This is a genomic window from Pseudomonadales bacterium (genome assembly GCA_024234615.1).
Classification (GTDB): domain Bacteria; phylum Pseudomonadota; class Gammaproteobacteria; order Pseudomonadales; family IMCC2047; genus JAJFKB01.
The window spans coordinates 1,208,436-1,226,307 of sequence record JACKNY010000001.1 but is presented as its reverse complement, the minus strand read 5'-3'; the positions used below and the strand labels follow the sequence as shown (position 1 = coordinate 1,226,307).

14 protein-coding genes and 1 tRNA gene are annotated in these 17,872 nt (G+C 49.9%); 7 read left to right on the top strand and 8 right to left on the bottom strand.

Features of this window, described 5'->3' with window-relative positions; genetic code table 11:
* Positions 1-22: 22 nt before the first annotated feature.
* Positions 23-1,456, bottom strand: coding sequence for an aldehyde dehydrogenase family protein (locus H6995_05720; protein ID MCP5214486.1), 1,434 nt, complete (start codon positions 1,454-1,456; stop codon positions 23-25).
* Positions 1,457-1,708: 252 nt separating this feature from the next.
* Between H6995_05720 and H6995_05715 the strand changes: the two genes are divergently transcribed.
* Entirely contained in the window at positions 1,709-2,566 is an 858-nt protein-coding gene (locus tag H6995_05715) for a helix-turn-helix transcriptional regulator (GenBank protein ID MCP5214485.1), read from the top strand.
* An 8-nt stretch (positions 2,567-2,574) separates the two neighbouring features.
* Here the strand turns inward: H6995_05715 and H6995_05710 are convergent, their stop codons facing one another.
* Together H6995_05710 and H6995_05705 are read right to left on the bottom strand one after the other, a co-directional pair.
* Positions 2,575-3,426, bottom strand: a complete 852-nt coding sequence (locus tag H6995_05710; GenBank protein ID MCP5214484.1) for a hypothetical protein — start codon at positions 3,424-3,426, stop codon at positions 2,575-2,577.
* A gap of 75 nt (positions 3,427-3,501) precedes the next feature.
* Positions 3,502-4,836: a glutamine synthetase gene (locus H6995_05705; protein MCP5214483.1), complete on the bottom strand. Its 1,335-nt coding sequence runs from the start codon at positions 4,834-4,836 to the stop codon at positions 3,502-3,504.
* Positions 4,837-5,059: 223 nt separating this feature from the next.
* Here H6995_05705 and H6995_05700 point away from each other — a divergent pair, with 223 nt between their 5' ends.
* Positions 5,060-6,376, top strand: coding sequence for an FAD-binding oxidoreductase (locus H6995_05700; protein ID MCP5214482.1), 1,317 nt, complete (start codon positions 5,060-5,062; stop codon positions 6,374-6,376).
* 153 nt (positions 6,377-6,529) lie between these two features.
* Positions 6,530-7,090: a helix-turn-helix transcriptional regulator gene (locus H6995_05695; GenBank protein MCP5214481.1), complete on the top strand. Its 561-nt coding sequence runs from the start codon at positions 6,530-6,532 to the stop codon at positions 7,088-7,090.
* Between the two features lie 12 nt (positions 7,091-7,102).
* Here H6995_05695 and H6995_05690 read toward each other — a convergent pair whose 3' ends face one another.
* The 4 genes from H6995_05690 to H6995_05675 form a co-directional block, all read right to left on the bottom strand.
* The gene (locus H6995_05690) at positions 7,103-8,452 is read right to left on the bottom strand and encodes a glutamine synthetase (protein ID MCP5214480.1); all 1,350 of its coding nucleotides are present in this window, start codon (positions 8,450-8,452) and stop codon (positions 7,103-7,105) included.
* A 68-nt stretch (positions 8,453-8,520) separates the two neighbouring features.
* Positions 8,521-10,791 (bottom strand): TonB-dependent receptor, encoded by a 2,271-nt coding sequence (locus tag H6995_05685; GenBank protein MCP5214479.1) that lies wholly within the window; start codon positions 10,789-10,791, stop codon positions 8,521-8,523.
* A 285-nt stretch (positions 10,792-11,076) separates the two neighbouring features.
* Positions 11,077-11,430: a cupredoxin domain-containing protein gene (locus H6995_05680; GenBank protein ID MCP5214478.1), complete on the bottom strand. Its 354-nt coding sequence runs from the start codon at positions 11,428-11,430 to the stop codon at positions 11,077-11,079.
* Between the two features lie 11 nt (positions 11,431-11,441).
* The gene (locus tag H6995_05675; protein ID MCP5214477.1) at positions 11,442-13,712 is read right to left on the bottom strand and encodes a copper-translocating P-type ATPase; all 2,271 of its coding nucleotides are present in this window, start codon (positions 13,710-13,712) and stop codon (positions 11,442-11,444) included.
* A 941-nt stretch (positions 13,713-14,653) separates the two neighbouring features.
* Here H6995_05675 and H6995_05670 point away from each other — a divergent pair.
* The 4 genes from H6995_05670 (at position 14,654) to H6995_05655 (ending at position 17,680) form a co-directional block, all read left to right on the top strand.
* Positions 14,654-15,454, top strand: coding sequence for a hypothetical protein (locus H6995_05670; GenBank protein ID MCP5214476.1), 801 nt, complete (start codon positions 14,654-14,656; stop codon positions 15,452-15,454).
* A complete protein-coding gene (locus H6995_05665; GenBank protein MCP5214475.1) occupies positions 15,454-16,461 on the top strand; it encodes a hypothetical protein in 1,008 nt (335 codons plus the stop codon). Before H6995_05670 ends, H6995_05665 begins: the two co-directional genes overlap by 1 nt.
* A gap of 74 nt (positions 16,462-16,535) precedes the next feature.
* Positions 16,536-17,204 carry a DUF1570 domain-containing protein gene (locus H6995_05660; GenBank protein ID MCP5214474.1) on the top strand — a complete coding sequence of 223 codons (669 nt, stop codon included), beginning with the start codon at positions 16,536-16,538 and terminating at the stop codon, positions 17,202-17,204.
* A 377-nt stretch (positions 17,205-17,581) separates the two neighbouring features.
* Positions 17,582-17,680 carry a hypothetical protein gene (locus tag H6995_05655; GenBank protein MCP5214473.1) on the top strand — a complete coding sequence of 33 codons (99 nt, stop codon included), beginning with the start codon at positions 17,582-17,584 and terminating at the stop codon, positions 17,678-17,680.
* Between the two features lie 102 nt (positions 17,681-17,782).
* Here the strand turns inward: H6995_05655 and H6995_05650 are convergent.
* Positions 17,783-17,870, bottom strand: a tRNA-Ser gene (locus H6995_05650).
* Between the last annotated feature and the right edge of the window lie 2 nt (positions 17,871-17,872).

The following is a 17,872-nucleotide window of genomic DNA, read 5'->3' as shown; positions in this document are numbered from 1 at the left end:
AAGGGCCGCGCTGAATAACTGACTAGGCTGGGGGGTTGTAACCGACGATGCCCTTAAGTTCAAGGAAGTCATGGAAGGCAAAGCTGCCCCATTCGCGACCGTTACCGGATTGTTTGTAACCGCCAAAGGGCGCATTAGGGTCAAAGTTATTACCATTGAGGAAGATTGTGCCCGCGCGAATTTTTCGGGCAATCGCTCGCGCGTGTTCGATATCGCCTGACTGCACGTAACCGGCCAATCCATAGGGCGAATCGTTGGCTATCGCTACCGCTTCGTCCTCATCCTGATAAGGCATAATGGCTAATACCGGACCAAAGACTTCCTCGCGTGCCACCAGCATGTCATTTTTCACATTGGCGAACACGGTAGCTTTGACAAAGTAGCCACGCTCCAGGCCATCCGGCCGCCCCACACCGCCAGCCACTAATTCACTACCCTCATCAATAGCGGCCTGAATCATTGATTGCACCTTGCTAAATTGTGCGCTATTGGCCAATGGCCCGATCACCGTCTGCTTGGATTGGGGGTCGCCAGCAATGGTTTCCTCCGCTGTCGCCTTGGCAATTTCAACAGCACGATCATGCAGACGGGCGGGAACTAGCATACGTGTTGGCGCATTGCAGGATTGTCCAGTGTTACGGAAGCATTCGGTGGCGCCTGCCGCCACAGCTGCGTCAAAATCTGTATCTTCCAGAATAATATTAGGAGACTTACCGCCTAGCTCCAGCGCCACACGCTTAACCGTATCCGCCGCCGCCTTTGACACCTGAATGCCGGCCCGGGTTGAGCCAGTGAGCGATACCATATCGACATCCGGATGCGCTGTCAGCGCCGCGCCAACACCGAGCCCGTCACCATTGACCATATTAAAAACACCGGGCGGCACACCGGCATCGTGCATAATCTGAGCAAAAAGATTGGCGGATATCGGTGCCAGTTCACTGGGCTTTAACACCATGGTACAACCGCATGCCAACGCAGGCGCAACCTTACAGGCGATCTGATTCATCGGCCAATTCCAGGGCGTAATAAAACCACACACCCCTATGGGTTCTTTGACAAGCTGACTGCCACCCAAGGATTCTTCAAAATCGTATGACTGCAACACTTTGCGCACAGTTTTAAAGTGAACCAGACCGATCGGTGCTTGCGAGTTGCGCGCTAAACGGATCGGCGCTCCCATCTCAGAGGAGATCGCCTGCGCCATTTCTTCCATCCGTTCGCTATACAGTGTAATAATGCGCTCTAACAGCGCCAGTCTTTCCTCAACAGAGGTCTGAGACCACGTCTCAAAGGCGACCCGCGCTACGGCAACTGCCTTCTCAACATCAGCAGCATTGCCCAGTGCGACCCGCCCGATCACCTGCTCAGTCGCCGGATTGATAACATCCTGCATGCGCTCCGTTATAGGGCTTACCCATTCGCCATTAATATAAAAATTATCGTACCCTTTCATTTATTACTCCTCACATACTCAATTTTTCACGCAGCACGCAGAACATATTCGTCTTTAGCTTTACCATTGGCATGATAATGATGTCACCGCCAAAATAACATAACCCGAAGAGGTAGTACTATAACCTATCATCCTGTACGTTTTCGATGAAAACGCGATGGCTTGTTTCTTAGTTGGGCGGCATTAGGGATGTTAAGCACGGTGAAATCAAGCTATCATTTCAACGCATAATTAGAAAATTTAAGTGAATCTATGTCATTCCTTGCAAAATTCAGCACTGCGACAGCACAGCTCGTACCCCGATTACGCTCAGACGTATTCCCGTCAATGCTCGCCAAGTACTTCAAACAACTCGCGGCACTCGATAATGTGGTGATTATCACCTACCCCAGTAAAAAATTGCCTCGTATCGAACATAACGATCTGCCCAGCGGTCAGCGGGCTTCAACTATTGACCGCTTTGTCAAAGGCGCGTTTTTACTGGACCCTTATTATTTGGCAGCGACCAAGAAGAACCAGCGCGGCTTTTATCAGCTCAACCAACTGGCGCCCTCCGGTTTTGATCACAGCGAATATTATCGGACTTACTATAAATCCTCAGGGCTGATTGATGAATGCGGCTATCTAATTCAGCTCGGCGATACCGGCAAAAATTTTGTTAATATTTCACTCGGCCGTATCAGCATGTCCGCTCCGTTCAGCGCAGAGCAACTGCTGCACTTCTCGGAAATAACACCCTTGGTGGAAGCATTGGTCACCCAGCACTGGCATACGGAAGATTTCGAATTCGGCACGCAAAAGGATCTGCGTGGCAGGCTCGAAGCCGCGCTGGAGTATTTTGGTAAAAGTATGCTAACAGAACGTGAAAGCCAGATGGTGCAAATGATCCTGCACGGCTATTCAACTAAAGCTATTTCTTCACGGCTCAGCATCTCAGTAGAAACGGTGAAGCTGCACCGAAAAAATGCCTATGCGAAACTTGATATCAGCACCCAGGGCGAACTCTTTCATTTATTCATCGACTCGCTGATGAGTATCGACAACTACGAAGGCGGGGATCCCTTGATACCCTATCAAAGCGCCATAACTGCACGCTCCTCACCCTCATAAATTTCGCTCTAACTTAGCTTGGGTTTGTTCTTGCGAGCGGTCTCCACCTGCCATTCAAAGACATTCATCTCAATAAAGATGAAGGCAATGATCCAGAGAAACGCATCCCAGAAATCGATAAAGTCGCCTTCCGCCCACCAGTAGGCCGCCGCTAAAAGGAGCACACTGTATAACAGCCCTTTGGTCGCTTTACTCGCCAGCAGGACGCGCCCTGTTAGCATTCCTCTCAACTGTAGCCGTACATCTATTTCCAACACCAACACTACTAGCAGCCAATCGCCGGCGTTAACAACATCGACCCAGGACAACCATTGAGCAGCTTCCAAGGTGCGTTGATCTGTGATGACATTTGATTCCAACATAAGTACCGCAGCGGCTGTTGGATTCAACGATTGGCAGCTAAGAGCATCCAGCACTCTGTACTGGTCATGGCCGGTCATATAGTAAAAAGACGACCCTATCAGACTGCAAAGATCAGTGGCGGATACCGGTGTTATTTCATAAAGCGCGAGACATCTGGCAACGTATCCATAAAAGGCATAGAGAATCGCACAGACACAAAGTGCCCGTATTCCATGCAAGCTAAACTTGAGCCTGCCTTTGATTTTTTCATCGGGAATAACGTAGGTTTCCAGCTCAAAGAGTAACAGCAAGATGACCCAGGCTGTCGTATCCAAGGTAGTCGCAAAGGCTTCGACTAGACGCGCTATCGAAAAGCCGGTCGCGAACAGGTGTTGCGCAGCCAGCCAATCGTCCCTAAAAAACAGAAAAATATTTAAGACTAAAAGCCCGTAGATAGCGTATTTAAACAGGTTAAACCACAAATGAGGCGGATGCTTAGCTGACGCACTCAGACTCATTGACCCTCCACAGGCGTTCCTGCTCGCAGGATATAGCAAACTGCTAAGGAATTAAGGACACTCCTTAACAGGCTACTAAACGTTTAATAACAGATACTCACGCTCCCAGGAACTAATAACGCGGTTAAATTCTTCAAACTCATCCAGTTTAATCCAGCGATAAGCGCGAATAAAGTCCGGGCCGATAATAGACTCCAGATCAGATAAATCATCGAGTCCACGCAACGCTTCCTCAAGCGAACGAGGCAGCGTTATTTCTTCCTCATAGGCATTACCAAGATAAGGTTCTGTCGGTTGAATTTTATTTTTAATGCCCGCATAACCGCAAGCCAGAGTAGCGGCAATAGCGAGATAGGGGTTGGCATCCACCCCGGCAAATCGATTTTCAATACGCGTCGCCTCCGGGCCAGCGCTGGGAACGCGCAATCCGACAGTGCGATTATCATTGCCCCAATGCAAGTTGATCGGGGCAGCGATGTCCTTGGCAAAGCGACGATAAGAGTTTACGTTGGGCGCATAAAAACTGAAGATATCCGGGGTATATTTTTGCAATCCTCCCAGGTAATGCATAAAAATATCTGTTTTTTCACCAGTTGGAATGGAGAATACATTTTCACCCGTTGTTTTATTCACCAAACTCTGATGAATATGCATCGAACTGCCCGGCTCTTTTCTCATCGGTTTCGCCATAAAGGTCGCATAAACGCCGTGTCTTAATGCCGTTTCCCGCATGGTACGCTTGAAAGTAAAAACCTGATCCGCCAGTTCTAACGCATCACCATGCAGGAAATTTATTTCCATTTGCGCCGCGCCGGATTCATGAATCAGCGTATCAATGTTCAAGCGCTGTGCTTCACAGAATTCATACATGGTATTGATGATCGGCTCAAACTCGTTGATGGCATCGATACTGTAGGACTGGCGAGCCGCCTCACGGCGCCCAGAACGTCCAATTGGCGCTTGTAATTCGAAATCCGGGTCTTCGTTCTTTTGGATAAGATAGAACTCTACTTCAGGGGCGACGATAGGCTTCAGACCCATCTCATCATAAAGCGCCAGGACACGACGCAGCACGTTACGAGACGACATAGGGTGTAATTCGCCATCGCTGGTATAGCAATCATGGATAATTTGCGCCGTTGGCTCGTTGGCCCAGGGTACAAGGCGCACGGTGTTTGGATCTGCCGCTAAGACCATATCCTGATCCGTTGGACTAATCAGATCGTCATGCTCATCACAGTATTCACCGGTTACCGTCTGCAATAATATTGACTCAGGCAATCTGGGATCTTCGTTATTAAATTTTTCAGCTTTAATAAATTTCCCACGGGCGTTTCCTGTCATATCCGGAATGAGGCATTCAACCTCACTGATTCGGTGATCCCTAAGCCATTCTTCAATTGTACTCATCTTGTTCCTGCCAGTTGTTATTCATGCCGTGACGCTAAACCAATTAACATCTTATTCATCAGCATCTCCTGAAATTACCACAGACTTGAATTAAAACATAAACCGAATTATCATTCAATTGTTCCCGAATATATATTCGGTTATAAATCATGATAAGCGTTTGTTTTTTAATGCTTATTTCACGGAGCTTCTGATTAGCTCATATTTCTTTAGGTACTTGCCATTGACAACAACCAATTCCCAACACAGCCTATCCAATACCAGCGTCACTGGCTATACGCCTTCCTACTATGCGGCAACAGCAATCCCCTTCGCGCCTTCGCCCGCCTTGGCTGGACAGGACAACGCTGACGTATGTGTCATTGGCGGCGGTTATACGGGGTTATCTGCGGCCTTACATTTAGCCGAACAGGGTTTAAAAGTTATCTTACTGGAAGCGGAAAAAGTCGGCTGGGGGGCGTCCGGCCGTAACGGTGGCCACGTCGGTGTGGGTCAGCGCGTGGGCCAGTTGACCTTGGAAAAAAAGTTGGGTTTAGAAAAATCCAAGCAACTCTGGGATCTGGGATTGGAGGCGGTGGATTTAGTCAGGCACTTGATTGATGAGCACCAAATCGGCTGTGACCTCAAGGAGGGAATCTTACATGTCGCTGCAAAAGCTGGGGATGTGGAGCATCTAAAGCTGGAGTCAGAGCGCTTACGCAACCATTACGGCTACGAAAAAATACGTTTTGTCGAAAAGGCCGAAGTCGATAGCATGGTCGGGTCAAAAAAATTTCATGCCGGTCAATTAGATCTGGGCTCACTCCACCTGCACCCACTCAACTTTACCTTAGGGGTGGCAGCGGCAGCACGCAAAGCCGGGGTAAAAATCTACCAACAGAGTCGCGTGACCCATTACGAAACTGGCCAAGGCGTTAGGGTACATACCAACGCTGGCAGCGTGAACGCGAAACATCTCGTGCTTGGCTGTAATGGCTATCTCGATAAGTTAGAGCCCAAGATAGCCACTAAAATCATGCCAATTAATAATTTTGTGCTCGCCACAGAACCCTTATCCGAGCAGCTCGCGCGCTCACTGATCCGGGATGATGTCGCCGTTCAGGATTCGTTATTTGTGATTAATTATTGGAAGCTGTCGGCTGACAAGCGCCTTATTTTTGGCGGCGGCGAAAATTATTCGAGCAAATTCCCCAGTGACCTTAAATCTTTCGTGCGCAAATATATGCTGCACGTCTATCCGCAACTTGAAGACGTTCGAATCGATTATGCCTGGGGTGGGACGCTCGCGATAACCATGAACCGAATGCCACATTTCGGACAGCTCTCACCCAATATTTATTTTGCGCAAGGTTATTCAGGCCATGGCGTGGCCACAGCCTGTTTTGCCGGAAAACTCATCGCCGAAGCTATTAGCGGCAAGCCAGAGCGTTTAAATCTGTTTGCCAGCTTGCCGGTTCCCGGATTTCCCGGCGGCACGCTGCTACGCTGGCCAGCATTGGTTGCCGGAATGCTGTTCTACTCGCTCCGAGACAAGCTGTAGCGACAGGGTTTGAATTCGTTTTGGCTGACACTATAATCCAGCGCCAATTTTACAACGACGGGTAAGCTTCCATTGAATCAAGCCAATGATGAAAAACTAAAACCGCGCCGTAAGCCACGCCAAGACCGCTCTATTTTGCGCTCGCAGCAGATTATGGAGGTCACCGCGCAGCTATTGGAACGAGTTGGCTTTAACGACCTGACCACTATTCTAATCGCCAAAGAATTGGGAATTTCTGTTGGCTCGCTTTACCATTATTTTCCGAACAAACACGCCATTCTGCGTGCGTTGGCGAAAAATTGGCTAAAGGAGTGGACGCGATTGCTTGATAGCATCGACGCGCTAGCACTTGAACAGATGACCCTTGAGAGTGTTGTCGCCAAGCTCACCGACACCTTTATCGTGGTTTACCGCGAACAAAAAGGAATCTTACCTCTGGTGCAGGCGATGTTTGCGGTTCCCGAATTGCGTGATTTGGATGAGCAGCATGACGAACTGGTCATCTCACGTATGTCATCCATCTTTATTCGTATAGGTTTACGTCAATCTAAAAACGAGCTTTCCAGAATCGCACGCGCCTATCTTGAAATGACCCATGCACTCCTATTGGTCGTTTCTGCCCAGCACGGCATTCGTGCAAAACGTACCTTAGAAGATCTAAACACCGTCACCTGTTGTTTTTTGAGCCGTCACCTTAACGAACAGAGCCGCTAAACTTTAGGGGCGTCATAAGTAGGCTTCATATTCCATAGCGGTCACGTGCTTATCGAACTCATCCATTTCCTGTTGCTTGGTTTCAGTAAAAACACGCTGAAACTCGGTACCAAAATATTCTCTGATAAAGGTTGATTTTTTAAAGGCCTCCAATGCATCTGACCAATGCCGGGGTAAACTGGGTTCACACTGCGTATAGGCGTCTCCCTCAATCGGAGGAACAACCTCCAACTGGTTTTCCAAACCATATAATATGCCCGCCAGAATCGCTGCAACGACCAAATAGGGGTTAGCATCAGCACCTGCCACCCGATGTTCGATGCGCATCGCTTCATGGCTATCGGCAGGCACTCTGATAGAAACAGTTCGGTTGTCATAGCCCCAGGTTGGCGCTAAGGGGGCATGGCTGGCGCGCTGAAAACGTCGATAAGAATTTAAATGCGGCGCGAACAGCAGCATACAATCTTTCATGCTTGCCAAACATCCGGCAATCGCTTGTCGCAACAAATCACTACCTTGATCAGTCCCGTTATTAAAAGCGTTATTGCCATCCTGGTCGAGCAAGCTACAGTGCATGTGCATACCGTTGCCCGCCAGATCACCGTAGGGCTTCGCCATAAAGGTCGCACGCATACCCAGTTTTCGAGCAACGCCTTTAATTGCGCGCTGCAATAGCAAGCCTTGATCAGCCGCCAGCAGGGCGTCCGCCTGATGATAAAGGTTAATTTCGTATTGAGAAGGCGCGGCTTCGGCGATTAACGTATCGATGGGAAGATTCTGTATCGCACCGGCATCACTCACGCCGTGCATCAACTCAGACATATCCTGCATCACATCAAGACCATAGGTTTGTCCGCCCAAAGCGACATGACCACTCGCATTAGTCTGCGAATGCCGAGGGCGACCTTCATCATCGTTATCGGATTGGAATAGATAGAACTCCATTTCACTGGCAAGCACAGGCGTTAAATCCAGCTTCTGAAACCGCGCCATCAGTTTTTTTACAATTGATCGCGGATCATATTCGCAGGGCGCGCCGGACACATCATGCAGCGAAAGCAGCACCTGCCCTGTCGGTCGCTCTAACCAAGGTACTCGCGCCAGCGTTCTAGCGTCGGCTTCACAAATACCATCAACATCGCCATTATCGAAAACCCAGCTTTCAACATCCCTACCCCAAACATCAAATGCAAGGGTTGTTAACGGTAATTTCAGACCACCAGCAAAAGCTGTTTCAATTTTTGCTCTCGGCAGCCATTTGCCCCGGAGTTTGCCATTTAAATCTGGCAGTATGACTTCAAATAACTCAATATCCGGGTATTCTTCCAGGAAGGCATTTAATTGTTTTAATTCTTCGCTCATCAAATTTACTCTACCCAACGGCTAATTTAATTGAGCCAACAAGGTTGGCTCAATTTACCTGCGTATTGCTAAAAGCTCATATCAAAGGTAAGACCAACCGTGCGTGGTTTTGCCGGCCAGACTAGCGTATTGACTAAGCCAAAACCATTTAAATCGTCCTCGTCAGCATTCTCCCAACCGCGTTCAAAATAAACCTCATCCGTTAGATTCTCAACCCAAAGCACGACTGACCAGTTTTTATTACTATCAAATCCGACACGCAATGCTGTTTCGTGCCAGCTATCTACTGTCGCGGTTTTGATATTGCCATGACCACCGTATACCTGATCTTGATAGACGTGCTGCAAGGTTAAGTATAGACTGCCTGTGTCGATCGGATAGGAATAGGTAGCTATTACCGATCCACTAAATTCAGGCGCCATAGGTAGTTCATTTCCCTTGGTGCCGTCACCCGGCTCAAGTTCTTCGGTAATTTCACTATCCTGCCATGCCCAGGCCGCACGAATATCCCAGTTTTCGCCCGGCGTCCAATGCATATCCATTTCAATGCCTTGGCTTTCTGCTTCACCCAAGTTTTTAACCAACTGCGAGCCGCTTTCGAAAATAACCAGCTGCAAGTCCTTATAGTCGTAGCGATAGTAAGCAATGTTGAGCAGCATCGAACCCTCCAGCAGAGTGGTTTTGGCACCAATTTCATAGCTGGTGCTTTCTTCCGGATCAAACCCCAGTGGTTTGCTGCCTGGCGCCAACACCCCGCCAAAATCTTGGGAACCATCATTTTCAATCCCAAAAGTTGAATAGCCTCCTGACTTATAGCCCTTAGCCATATTGGCGTACAGACTCACTTGATCGCTTAATTCATAGTTGACGGCAACGCGTGGCGTAAACTTACTCCACTCATCGTCGTCCTGCACAAAGCCATCGGTAAACCATTCAAATACAAAGGTGTTACCCAAAGCGCCGCCACTGTCGGGCACCGAAATAGACATGTCTTTTTTGTCGACCGTGTACCTGCCACCAACAGTAACATCAAGCTTTTCAGTTGCCTGCCAGGTCACATCCCCATACACCGCCCAGCCTTCATTTTCCAACTTATCAATATTGGTTTCCGACTTAGATGCCAGGATATCAGCAGGATCAATATCGTCTTCCCAGTAGGCCTCAAATATCGGATCATCACAGCCCGTCGCACCACCGACATCATCTGTTTCAATAACGGCTATACAAAGGCCATCTTCGCTATAAATATTTCCAAAGGTGGCGTCTATGTCTTCTTGATAGTAGCTGGCACCAACAAAACCAGTTATTTTACCGCCTCGATCAAAATTCAACCGCAACTCTTGACTCCAATAGTCCACTTCCTGTGATTGGCCGTAGTTATTAACGAACAAAGAGGTGGCGTCATAATCCTCTAAATAATCGAAATCGTATGATTTATAGCCCGTGATTGAGGTCAGTGTGTAGCTATCGGAGAGCGTCCATTCGATATTGGCCTGGGCACTGAAAATTTCGCTTTCGTCAAAACCCTTTCCGTCGGTCAAATCGATCGACACCTTATCTTTAGGCAAACCGTTACGGCCGGTCCAATATACCGAGGGATCCTGTTCACGATCTTCGTAAGTGACTCGAAAAACGGCATCCACTTCATCGCCCGCATAGCGCAGCGCAAATCGGCTCGAGGTAATCTCCCCGCCCCCCAGATCACCGCCTCCGGCGACATTACCCAGATAACCGCCGGCGTCTTTAACATAGGTGCTGCCACGGAAAAACCAACGATCAGATAACGGAATATTGAGGGTGCCGGTAAACTCATATTCATCATACTCGGCAACGCTTGCGCTAATCTTGCCCTCAAATTCCTCAATCGGCTTTTTCGTGATAATACTGATACCCCCGGCGATGGCGTTACGTCCAAACAGTGTGCTTTGCGGGCCTTTGACAACTTCCGCTCGCTCCATATCGTAAAACGACATCTGCACGCCACCATTACGACCGGCCCATACGCCGTCGGTGAATATCGCCACCGACGGATCGCCGCCGATACCGAAATCATTCGTCACAATACCGCGAATGGAAAGCGCATCAATAAAGCTGTCTTCCGTTTTTCCGTTAAAACCAGGCGTCAGATCGACTAAGCCTCGGACATCATCAATCCCCGCCTTCTCCATCATATCGCCACGAAAAGCTGACACGGAAACCGGTACCTCTTGTAGCGTTTGCTCTCGATACTGTGCGCTAACGATAATCTCTTCGATCACCTCTGAATGGACTGCGCCACTAGTGATAGCAAGCGCAATTGCACTGAAACGACTGGTGAGTTTGCTAGCTCTTATAGTCATCTCTACCTCCTCAAGGATTAATTTTTATAGTATTTATGATCAATATAATCAGTTAATCCGACAGACCACAGCAAGGGTTCCTGTTACCGACAACCCACCATTGCTCTTTGCGAAACTAGATCCCCTGAATACCTGTGGAAGCTTACTGGCATTTAGGGTAGAGAGAAAATAACCCTAAAGTGTTGGTTTGTTCACCTCTGAACAAATATCTAATGAATCAACGATTGCGTGATTACTTCATAAAATAGACCCAAACAGAACACATATTTAACGTCCAAAAGTTAATTACTCCACCAACAAACTACCACGGTACATTTGCATCTGGCAGCTAAAGGCATATTCACCTTTCTCCATTGCAGGTAAGGCGATAGTTTTAAATTGGTTCAGAGGTAGCTCTTCGCTGATACCAAAATCTGAAAATAGTACCGTACCTGCACATGGCGATGCATCTTTGCGTATAAACCGGATAGTGGCTGGTTGTCCAGCAGAAAGTTTTATTCGCGATGGCTGATAAGTGCCGTCCTCTACCGTCACGGTAATTACGCCTTCACTAACACTGACTTCGCGTGGTTTGTACAGCCAAAACCACCAGATGATCAGCCCAATCAGTAACAATCCAGCAATGTTAACAATGATCATATCGAGACTCCTTAATGTTCCTGCGCTTTAAAGAAACGCAATCGATTGGCATTACTAACCACGGTGAGCGATGAAAAGGCCATCGCCGCACCGGCAATAACTGGACTGAGTAGTAACCCAAAAAACGGATACAAAACCCCGGCAGCAAAAGGCACCCCAGCGACGTTATAGATAAATGCACCAAACAGATTCTGTTTAATATTGCGCAATGTCGCCTTACTGACCGCGATCGCATCCGCTAAGCCATGCAGTGAACCGCGCATCAGGGTGATATCGGCGCTCTCAATCGCAACATCTGTGCCCGTACCAATAGCAAAACCAACATTCGCCAACGCCAGCGCCGGGGCATCGTTAATACCGTCGCCGGTCATGCCGACAATTTCATTTTGCCTTTGCAGCTCGGCGACTTTTTCGGCTTTTTGTTCGGGTAATACTTCGGCGAAGAACTCGGTGATCCCGACTTTTTTCGCTACCGCTTTTGCCGTCGCGCGGTTATCCCCGGTCAGCATCACCACGCGTATGCCATTTTTTTGCAAGCGTTTAATCGCTGAAATAGAGTCTTCCTTGATCGGATCGGCAACGGCAATAATCGCCGCCAAGTCCCCATCCACGGCAAAATACATGGGAGTTTTGACTTCTTCCGCCATGGTTTGAACAACATCGACGTAGTCGTCTACGTCGATATTTTTATCACGCATCAGCTTTTCATTGCCGAACAGCAACTGCTGCTCACCGACAATACCCTCTACACCATGACCGGCAATCGCCGAGAACTTTTCAACTTTATCCAGTGACATGTTGCGTTCGTTTGCCGATTCCACAATAGCAACCGCCAGGGGATGTTCAGAACCTGCTTCCAAACTTGCCGCTAGGCGTAGCACTTCATCTTTGCTTTCAGCATGAGCAAGATGAATATTCGTCACTTTGGGTGCCCCCAAAGTAATAGTGCCGGTTTTATCCAATATCATGGCGGTGATTTTGGAGGAGGTTTGCAAGGCTTCACCATTACGAATCAGCACCCCCACCTCAGCGGCCTTACCCACACCAACCATCACCGACATGGGTGTTGCCAACCCTAGAGCACAGGGACAAGCAATGATTAATACGGAGGTGGCGGAAACAATGGCAAAGGCTACTGCTGGATCAGGGCCAAAATTCAACCAAGTTAGCGCACTCACCACAGCGATGATCATGATAACAGGGACAAAATAAGCCGAAATGACATCAGCCAAGCGGCCAATCGGTGGTTTCGAGTTCTGCGCACGTTTGACCATGCCGATGATTTGCGCCAGTGCTGTATCTTTACCCACGCGCGTGGCCTTAAAAAGGATTGAACCAGTTTTGTTAATGGTACCACTCACTACTTCATCATCCTGTTTCTTTTCGACCGCCATGGGCTCACCGGTTAACATCGATTCATCCACCGCGGTACGACCGTCAAGCACCACGCCATCAACCGGTATTCTTTCACCGGGCCGTACACGTACTTTGTCATTCAACAATACTTGCTCGATCAGGATATCGATCTCTTTATCATCACGAATGACTCGCGCCGTTTTTGCCTGCAAACCGATCAAACGTTTAATCGCTTCTGAGGTTCTGCCGCGCGCTTTTACCTCCAAAGCAAGACCCAGGTTAATTAACCCTATGATCATGGCGGTCGCTTCGAAATACACATGTCGCGCCATCTCTGGCACGGCGTAGGGGAAAAACACAACTACCATCGAATAAAGCCAGGCGGTGCCGGTGCCCAAGGCAATAAGTGTATCCATATTCGCGCTGTGATTCGCCAGGGATTTCCAGGCACCCACATAAAAGTGCTTACCAGAAAAGACCATCACCCCAAGAGTGAGTAGCCCAACGATCAACCAAACCATGCGTTCTGTATTGGTGGTCACCGTCATCTCGCCGACAATGACACCATAGACCATCAGAGGCACACCCAAGGCTAAAGCAATGGTCATATCGCGCATTAAGCGTTTGTAGTAGACCCAGTCCGCCTGTTCTTTTTCATCCAATGAATCCTGCTCTGACCCATCCTCTTGTACTTTCGCGTTATAGCCCGCTTTTTCCACCGCTTGAATCAGAGCCTCTGGTTTCACTACTCCTTTGACGGTGGCGGTTCTCTGCGCAAAATTCATTTCGGCTTTTTCAACGCCCGGCACATTATTTAAGGCAGCTTCTATTTTTCCGACACAGCTGCCGCAGCTCGCGCCCTCAATGATTAACTCCTGACTCGCAGAACCGGCTGACGAAAGCTCATCAACTTTATTGGTACTCATAAACAACTCCTTCGATTTCTGAATAGGCTCAGCTTTCGAACCCTTCATTTCCACCGTTTAAGAAACCCCGATTAATACCCTAATGAATAAGACTACTATGATCATCTATTAAATTTTGCTTTTCAGCCATTTCTTTTGGTACGTCATGCGGGTGTTAAATGCTACGTCGATATTTGCAGTGCGGAAGGGTTCAGGCCTTGGGCAAGCGCACCAAGCTTACTACCGGGCACACCATGACAGCTGACACACATCACTTCAAAATCGTTGATTCATGCGAGAACCAGTACCTCTTTATCTAGCGAGGGAACCTCTATATTTTTATCGTGACAGGAAACATCGGTTTGTGCTGTGGATTCAAGTTTATGTTGAGACGGAAAAAGTATTGTAACGGCCACAACAGCTGCCCCTGACATTAATTTTGGGCACACGATATTGATCAGCACTATCTTCCATGAGAGGATGCGCCCTGACAGCGGCACATGACGGTGTCAATGGTGTGCCTCCAAAATAAAAATACTAATCGCAAAGGAAATTGATATGACTCTTCAACTGCCCCGGCCGCTAAAATCTCTTATGGCGCTGTTTGTGTTTGGCTTTTTATGGATGGCTGCACCTGTCTCGATGGCGGCCCCCCCTACACGCTTACAGGGGGGGAGCTGTGCTATGACCATGCTACCCATGATTATGTTGCCCTGAGTTTTTGCAGCCCTGTTACCACAAATCCCACAAATCCCACAAAAACCGCAGAAGCCACAGTGACAGGCATTATCTCGCCACGTCCCAAAACTCCCTATCGAATGACGAGAACGGACTGTAAATCAGATGGCAGTCCGTCTAGCCCATCCGAGACGTGTGAAACGACCGAATACACTATTGATCCGGACACGCACCAACCGACGGCGATCAAAATTACGAAGAGTTGCACGACAACGTCAAGTGGGGTGGAGACCTGTACAGATTACGGCGTACGCCCCTCGGACGTCAGCATCGAAGTACTCGATCTGTCGGCCGGTCTGGGCTATGGGCAAACCAATATCGACAGTGATGCCTCCCTGTTGGGCAGCAAGCAGCGGATGAGTAGCACGGCCATCGCCGTCTCATTGAGGCAGGATTTTGGCGATTGGGGCTATACCGTCTGGATCCCCCTGCAGGATACCGAGAACAGCGGTCAATACTCTGCGTTAGACAATAAGCAGCTAGGGGTCACCTTCGCGCCGAGCTATCACCTATTCAAGGAGCAGGTGCATGGTATGACGCTGGACCTCGGCGGTCGCTTGGGCTACAACTACACCTCATTTTCGGACGTCAATGCCGTGCGTGATACTGCGGGTCCCTTCCAGTACGCTGATTTCAGCGACTTGAAGACCGCTTTCGCCAGCCTGAACGCCTCATTTGGCAAGCAACTCATGCCCGAGACGCGTTTACAACTTGGTTTTGAGGCCATTGGCTATCGCAACGAAGGCGCCGAATCCATGATGGGAAAAACCGGCAACATGCTCCTCGCCACGGCAGGCTTGAGCCACCAGCTCTCGGACAAACTGTCCGTGCGCGGAAGTGTTCAGGCCGTCCAGTTCCATCAGAACAGCTTCGACGATACCTCACGCTACAATACGATCGGACTTGGTTTCACTCACCATGTCAGCAGTTTTTCGGCTCTTTCGTTTGACCTGAGCCGCTCTGTCGACGGGGATGGCTTCGACACGACTGCAGCAAGCCTCAACTTCGCGTGGGCACTGAATTAGTGCCAGGTAGGCATTGGATAAAGGCCCTCTTACTGGGGGCTTTTTTTTATTGCGCATCTGCCTGGGCCGAAGAAGCCCAGCCAAATGGACCCCATCCATTTCCGGGTACGGCAACGACCCTGCAGGATGGCGACATCATCCTGAATGATAGTTTGAATATCGTCTCGTCGTTTAACCGGCAATTCGGCTACCCGTTAGGTCTTTATACCCACGCTTCGATCTATATCGAGTTGCCTAAGGAAGGTGGGCGGATCATTGGCTTCAACGATGCGGGCATACAGGTCAGCAAACCGGATGCTATGTTGAGGCGCAATTTTCGTCTGGCCCTGCTTCGCCCCAGGGTCAAGCCCCCTGCTGGCGCATTGGCGGTTGCCTTTCAAGCGCTTTCCGGGCGCCCGCTGAAGTTCGATTACGACATGAAGTGGCCCAGCGCCGACAGTAACACGAGCTACTGTGCGGGCTTCATCTCTCAGTTGTACCGGTTGGCCGGGCTCGCCGAGATCGACCCCTTCCCTCAGCCGGCGCCGCGCGCGCAGGATTATTGGGACGGCTGGGCACAACAGCACCTGGGCCTGCAGCTCGACAGGATCAATTCACCCAATGCCCCGTTGCTCAATCCGAATTTCCAAATTCTGGCCGAATATCAGGAAGCCAATCCCCGGCTGCGCCATCGGTTTTGGATCAACGACGCGACCATGGGCAGGATGATGGATTACATCCGCACTGACCAGCGTGATGTGGCCCCGCCTAAGCTGGGTTCCCGGCTGGCGCTGGCCGCGGCCAAGGCGGGGCTGGTGGATGGCGTCGGATTCATCGATATGCCGGGGCCAAGACAAAGGGTATTCATTGCCATCTACGAGTTCATGCTCCGGGTGGAGGCGAGGGTGAAACGCAGCATAATCCTGAACGAGGATCAAACATGGGACGAGCCGGCGATTCGTGCGCTGACCGTGGCCGTTGCGGATGCTTACCGCGACGAATTCTTTGTGCCGCCTTCACCACATTGAGCCCTCTGACTCAACTGCTAGGTTATCTGCTCTTGGTCGTTGCGGGACTTGCTCGTGCCGACGGGGGGTGCGACATGAAATCAGCCGAGTCAATCTGGCAGGACGCGCATCGTCGCTTGCAGGCTCAGTTCGGCGCCACGGTTCCTGCGCTAAGGATTATTCTATACCCGGATACGCGTGACTTGCCGGACGGCAATGACTTGGCCATTTTCGGGTACTACGAGCGGGAAGGGCGGGTTTTGCATGTGGCCTGCCGAAACGGTGACGAATACTGGCTGGACGTCGCACTGCGCCACGAAGCAAGCCACCATTACCTGAGCCAGGCTTTCGGGCCGCTTCCCACCTGGCTGAATGAGGGAATCTCCCTGTACATGGAAGTGGCGGACGAAGGCGAGAAGAAAGTGGCGGGCCACGTCAACAAACAACGTCTAAAAGAGTTCATCCAGATGCTGAAGTGGGGCAAAGCCCCCGCTTTGATGCGCCTGCTCACCCGGGATCCGGATTCATATAACGCCTCGCAGTACTATGCGGCCTATTGGGCGCTGGTCTATGCCTTGATGCATCACCCCGATGACCGTATTCAGCAGCAACGCCGTCAATTGTTGCAGGAGTTGCTTACGGATTCGCATCATGAACCCGCAGCATTGAGGCAGCATCTGATCGATGGCTTGCTGAGGGAGAACGCAAGTTTGGCCGACTGGGAGTTGCTCTGGAGGCGGCAGATTTGGGATCTGCGTCAATAAGATATTCGGGCCGAAGTACGGTCGTTGCAGGCCCCTGGACGTGAGTTTAGGAGGGATGCCCCTGTCTTGATTGCTGGGTTGTGTCTCAGCCCACAGCGCCGCGAGCCTGTCGCTACCGCTGGACTTGACGTCGGCGCTGCTGGGTTTTTTGGGCATGCGAACATCATCACCGAGTTCGACGATGAAGCGCGAGGGATCGCAGGCGGCGGTCTCGCGTGCACGCTCGCGGCGTGAGCAGTAAGAAAGCGTGAACGGAAGCATTCGTTTATTGGGTACATGAGCCTACATGTGTCAATTGGCATCGAAAAGTATCCAGCAGAGGGTGCGGCCATAATCTGGACAGTTTTACACGCCAATCAACACACCACAAGATGGAAATGATCTCGAGACGAGCGTATGGTTTTAGAAACTTTGAGAATTACCGATTAAGAGTGCTGGCCCACTGCGGGTGGGATGGTATTATCAACCGGGTTTGATGAGTGCTATCCCCCGATAATGGGGTAGAGCCGGTAGAGCCTGGGGTAGAGCCTAGAGCCAGCGGCGCTAACTACCTGCCGATTCAAGTTTTTTTGCTAATTTGGCGGTGAGGGTGGGATTTGAACCCACGAAGCCTTGCGACTTACACACTTTCCAGGCGTGCTCCTTCGACCACTCGGACACCTCACCAA

Excerpts from the sequence above, each read along its gene's own strand:
- H6995_05720 (MCP5214486.1), bottom strand. The coding sequence starts at position 1,456 with ATGAAAGGGTACGATAATTTTTATATTAATGGCGAATGGGTAAGCCCT.
- H6995_05715 (MCP5214485.1), top strand. The coding sequence starts at position 1,709 with ATGTCATTCCTTGCAAAATTCAGCACTGCGACAGCACAGCTCGTACCC.
- H6995_05710 (MCP5214484.1), bottom strand. The coding sequence starts at position 3,426 with ATGAGTCTGAGTGCGTCAGCTAAGCATCCGCCTCATTTGTGGTTTAAC.
- H6995_05705 (MCP5214483.1), bottom strand. The coding sequence starts at position 4,836 with ATGAGTACAATTGAAGAATGGCTTAGGGATCACCGAATCAGTGAGGTT.
- H6995_05695 (MCP5214481.1), top strand. The coding sequence starts at position 6,530 with ATGGAGGTCACCGCGCAGCTATTGGAACGAGTTGGCTTTAACGACCTG.
- H6995_05690 (MCP5214480.1), bottom strand. The coding sequence starts at position 8,452 with ATGAGCGAAGAATTAAAACAATTAAATGCCTTCCTGGAAGAATACCCG.
- H6995_05685 (MCP5214479.1), bottom strand. The coding sequence starts at position 10,791 with ATGACTATAAGAGCTAGCAAACTCACCAGTCGTTTCAGTGCAATTGCG.
- H6995_05680 (MCP5214478.1), bottom strand. The coding sequence starts at position 11,430 with ATGATCATTGTTAACATTGCTGGATTGTTACTGATTGGGCTGATCATC.
- H6995_05675 (MCP5214477.1), bottom strand. The coding sequence starts at position 13,712 with ATGAGTACCAATAAAGTTGATGAGCTTTCGTCAGCCGGTTCTGCGAGT.
- H6995_05660 (MCP5214474.1), top strand. The coding sequence starts at position 16,536 with ATGAAATCAGCCGAGTCAATCTGGCAGGACGCGCATCGTCGCTTGCAG.
- H6995_05655 (MCP5214473.1), top strand. The coding sequence starts at position 17,582 with ATGATCTCGAGACGAGCGTATGGTTTTAGAAACTTTGAGAATTACCGA.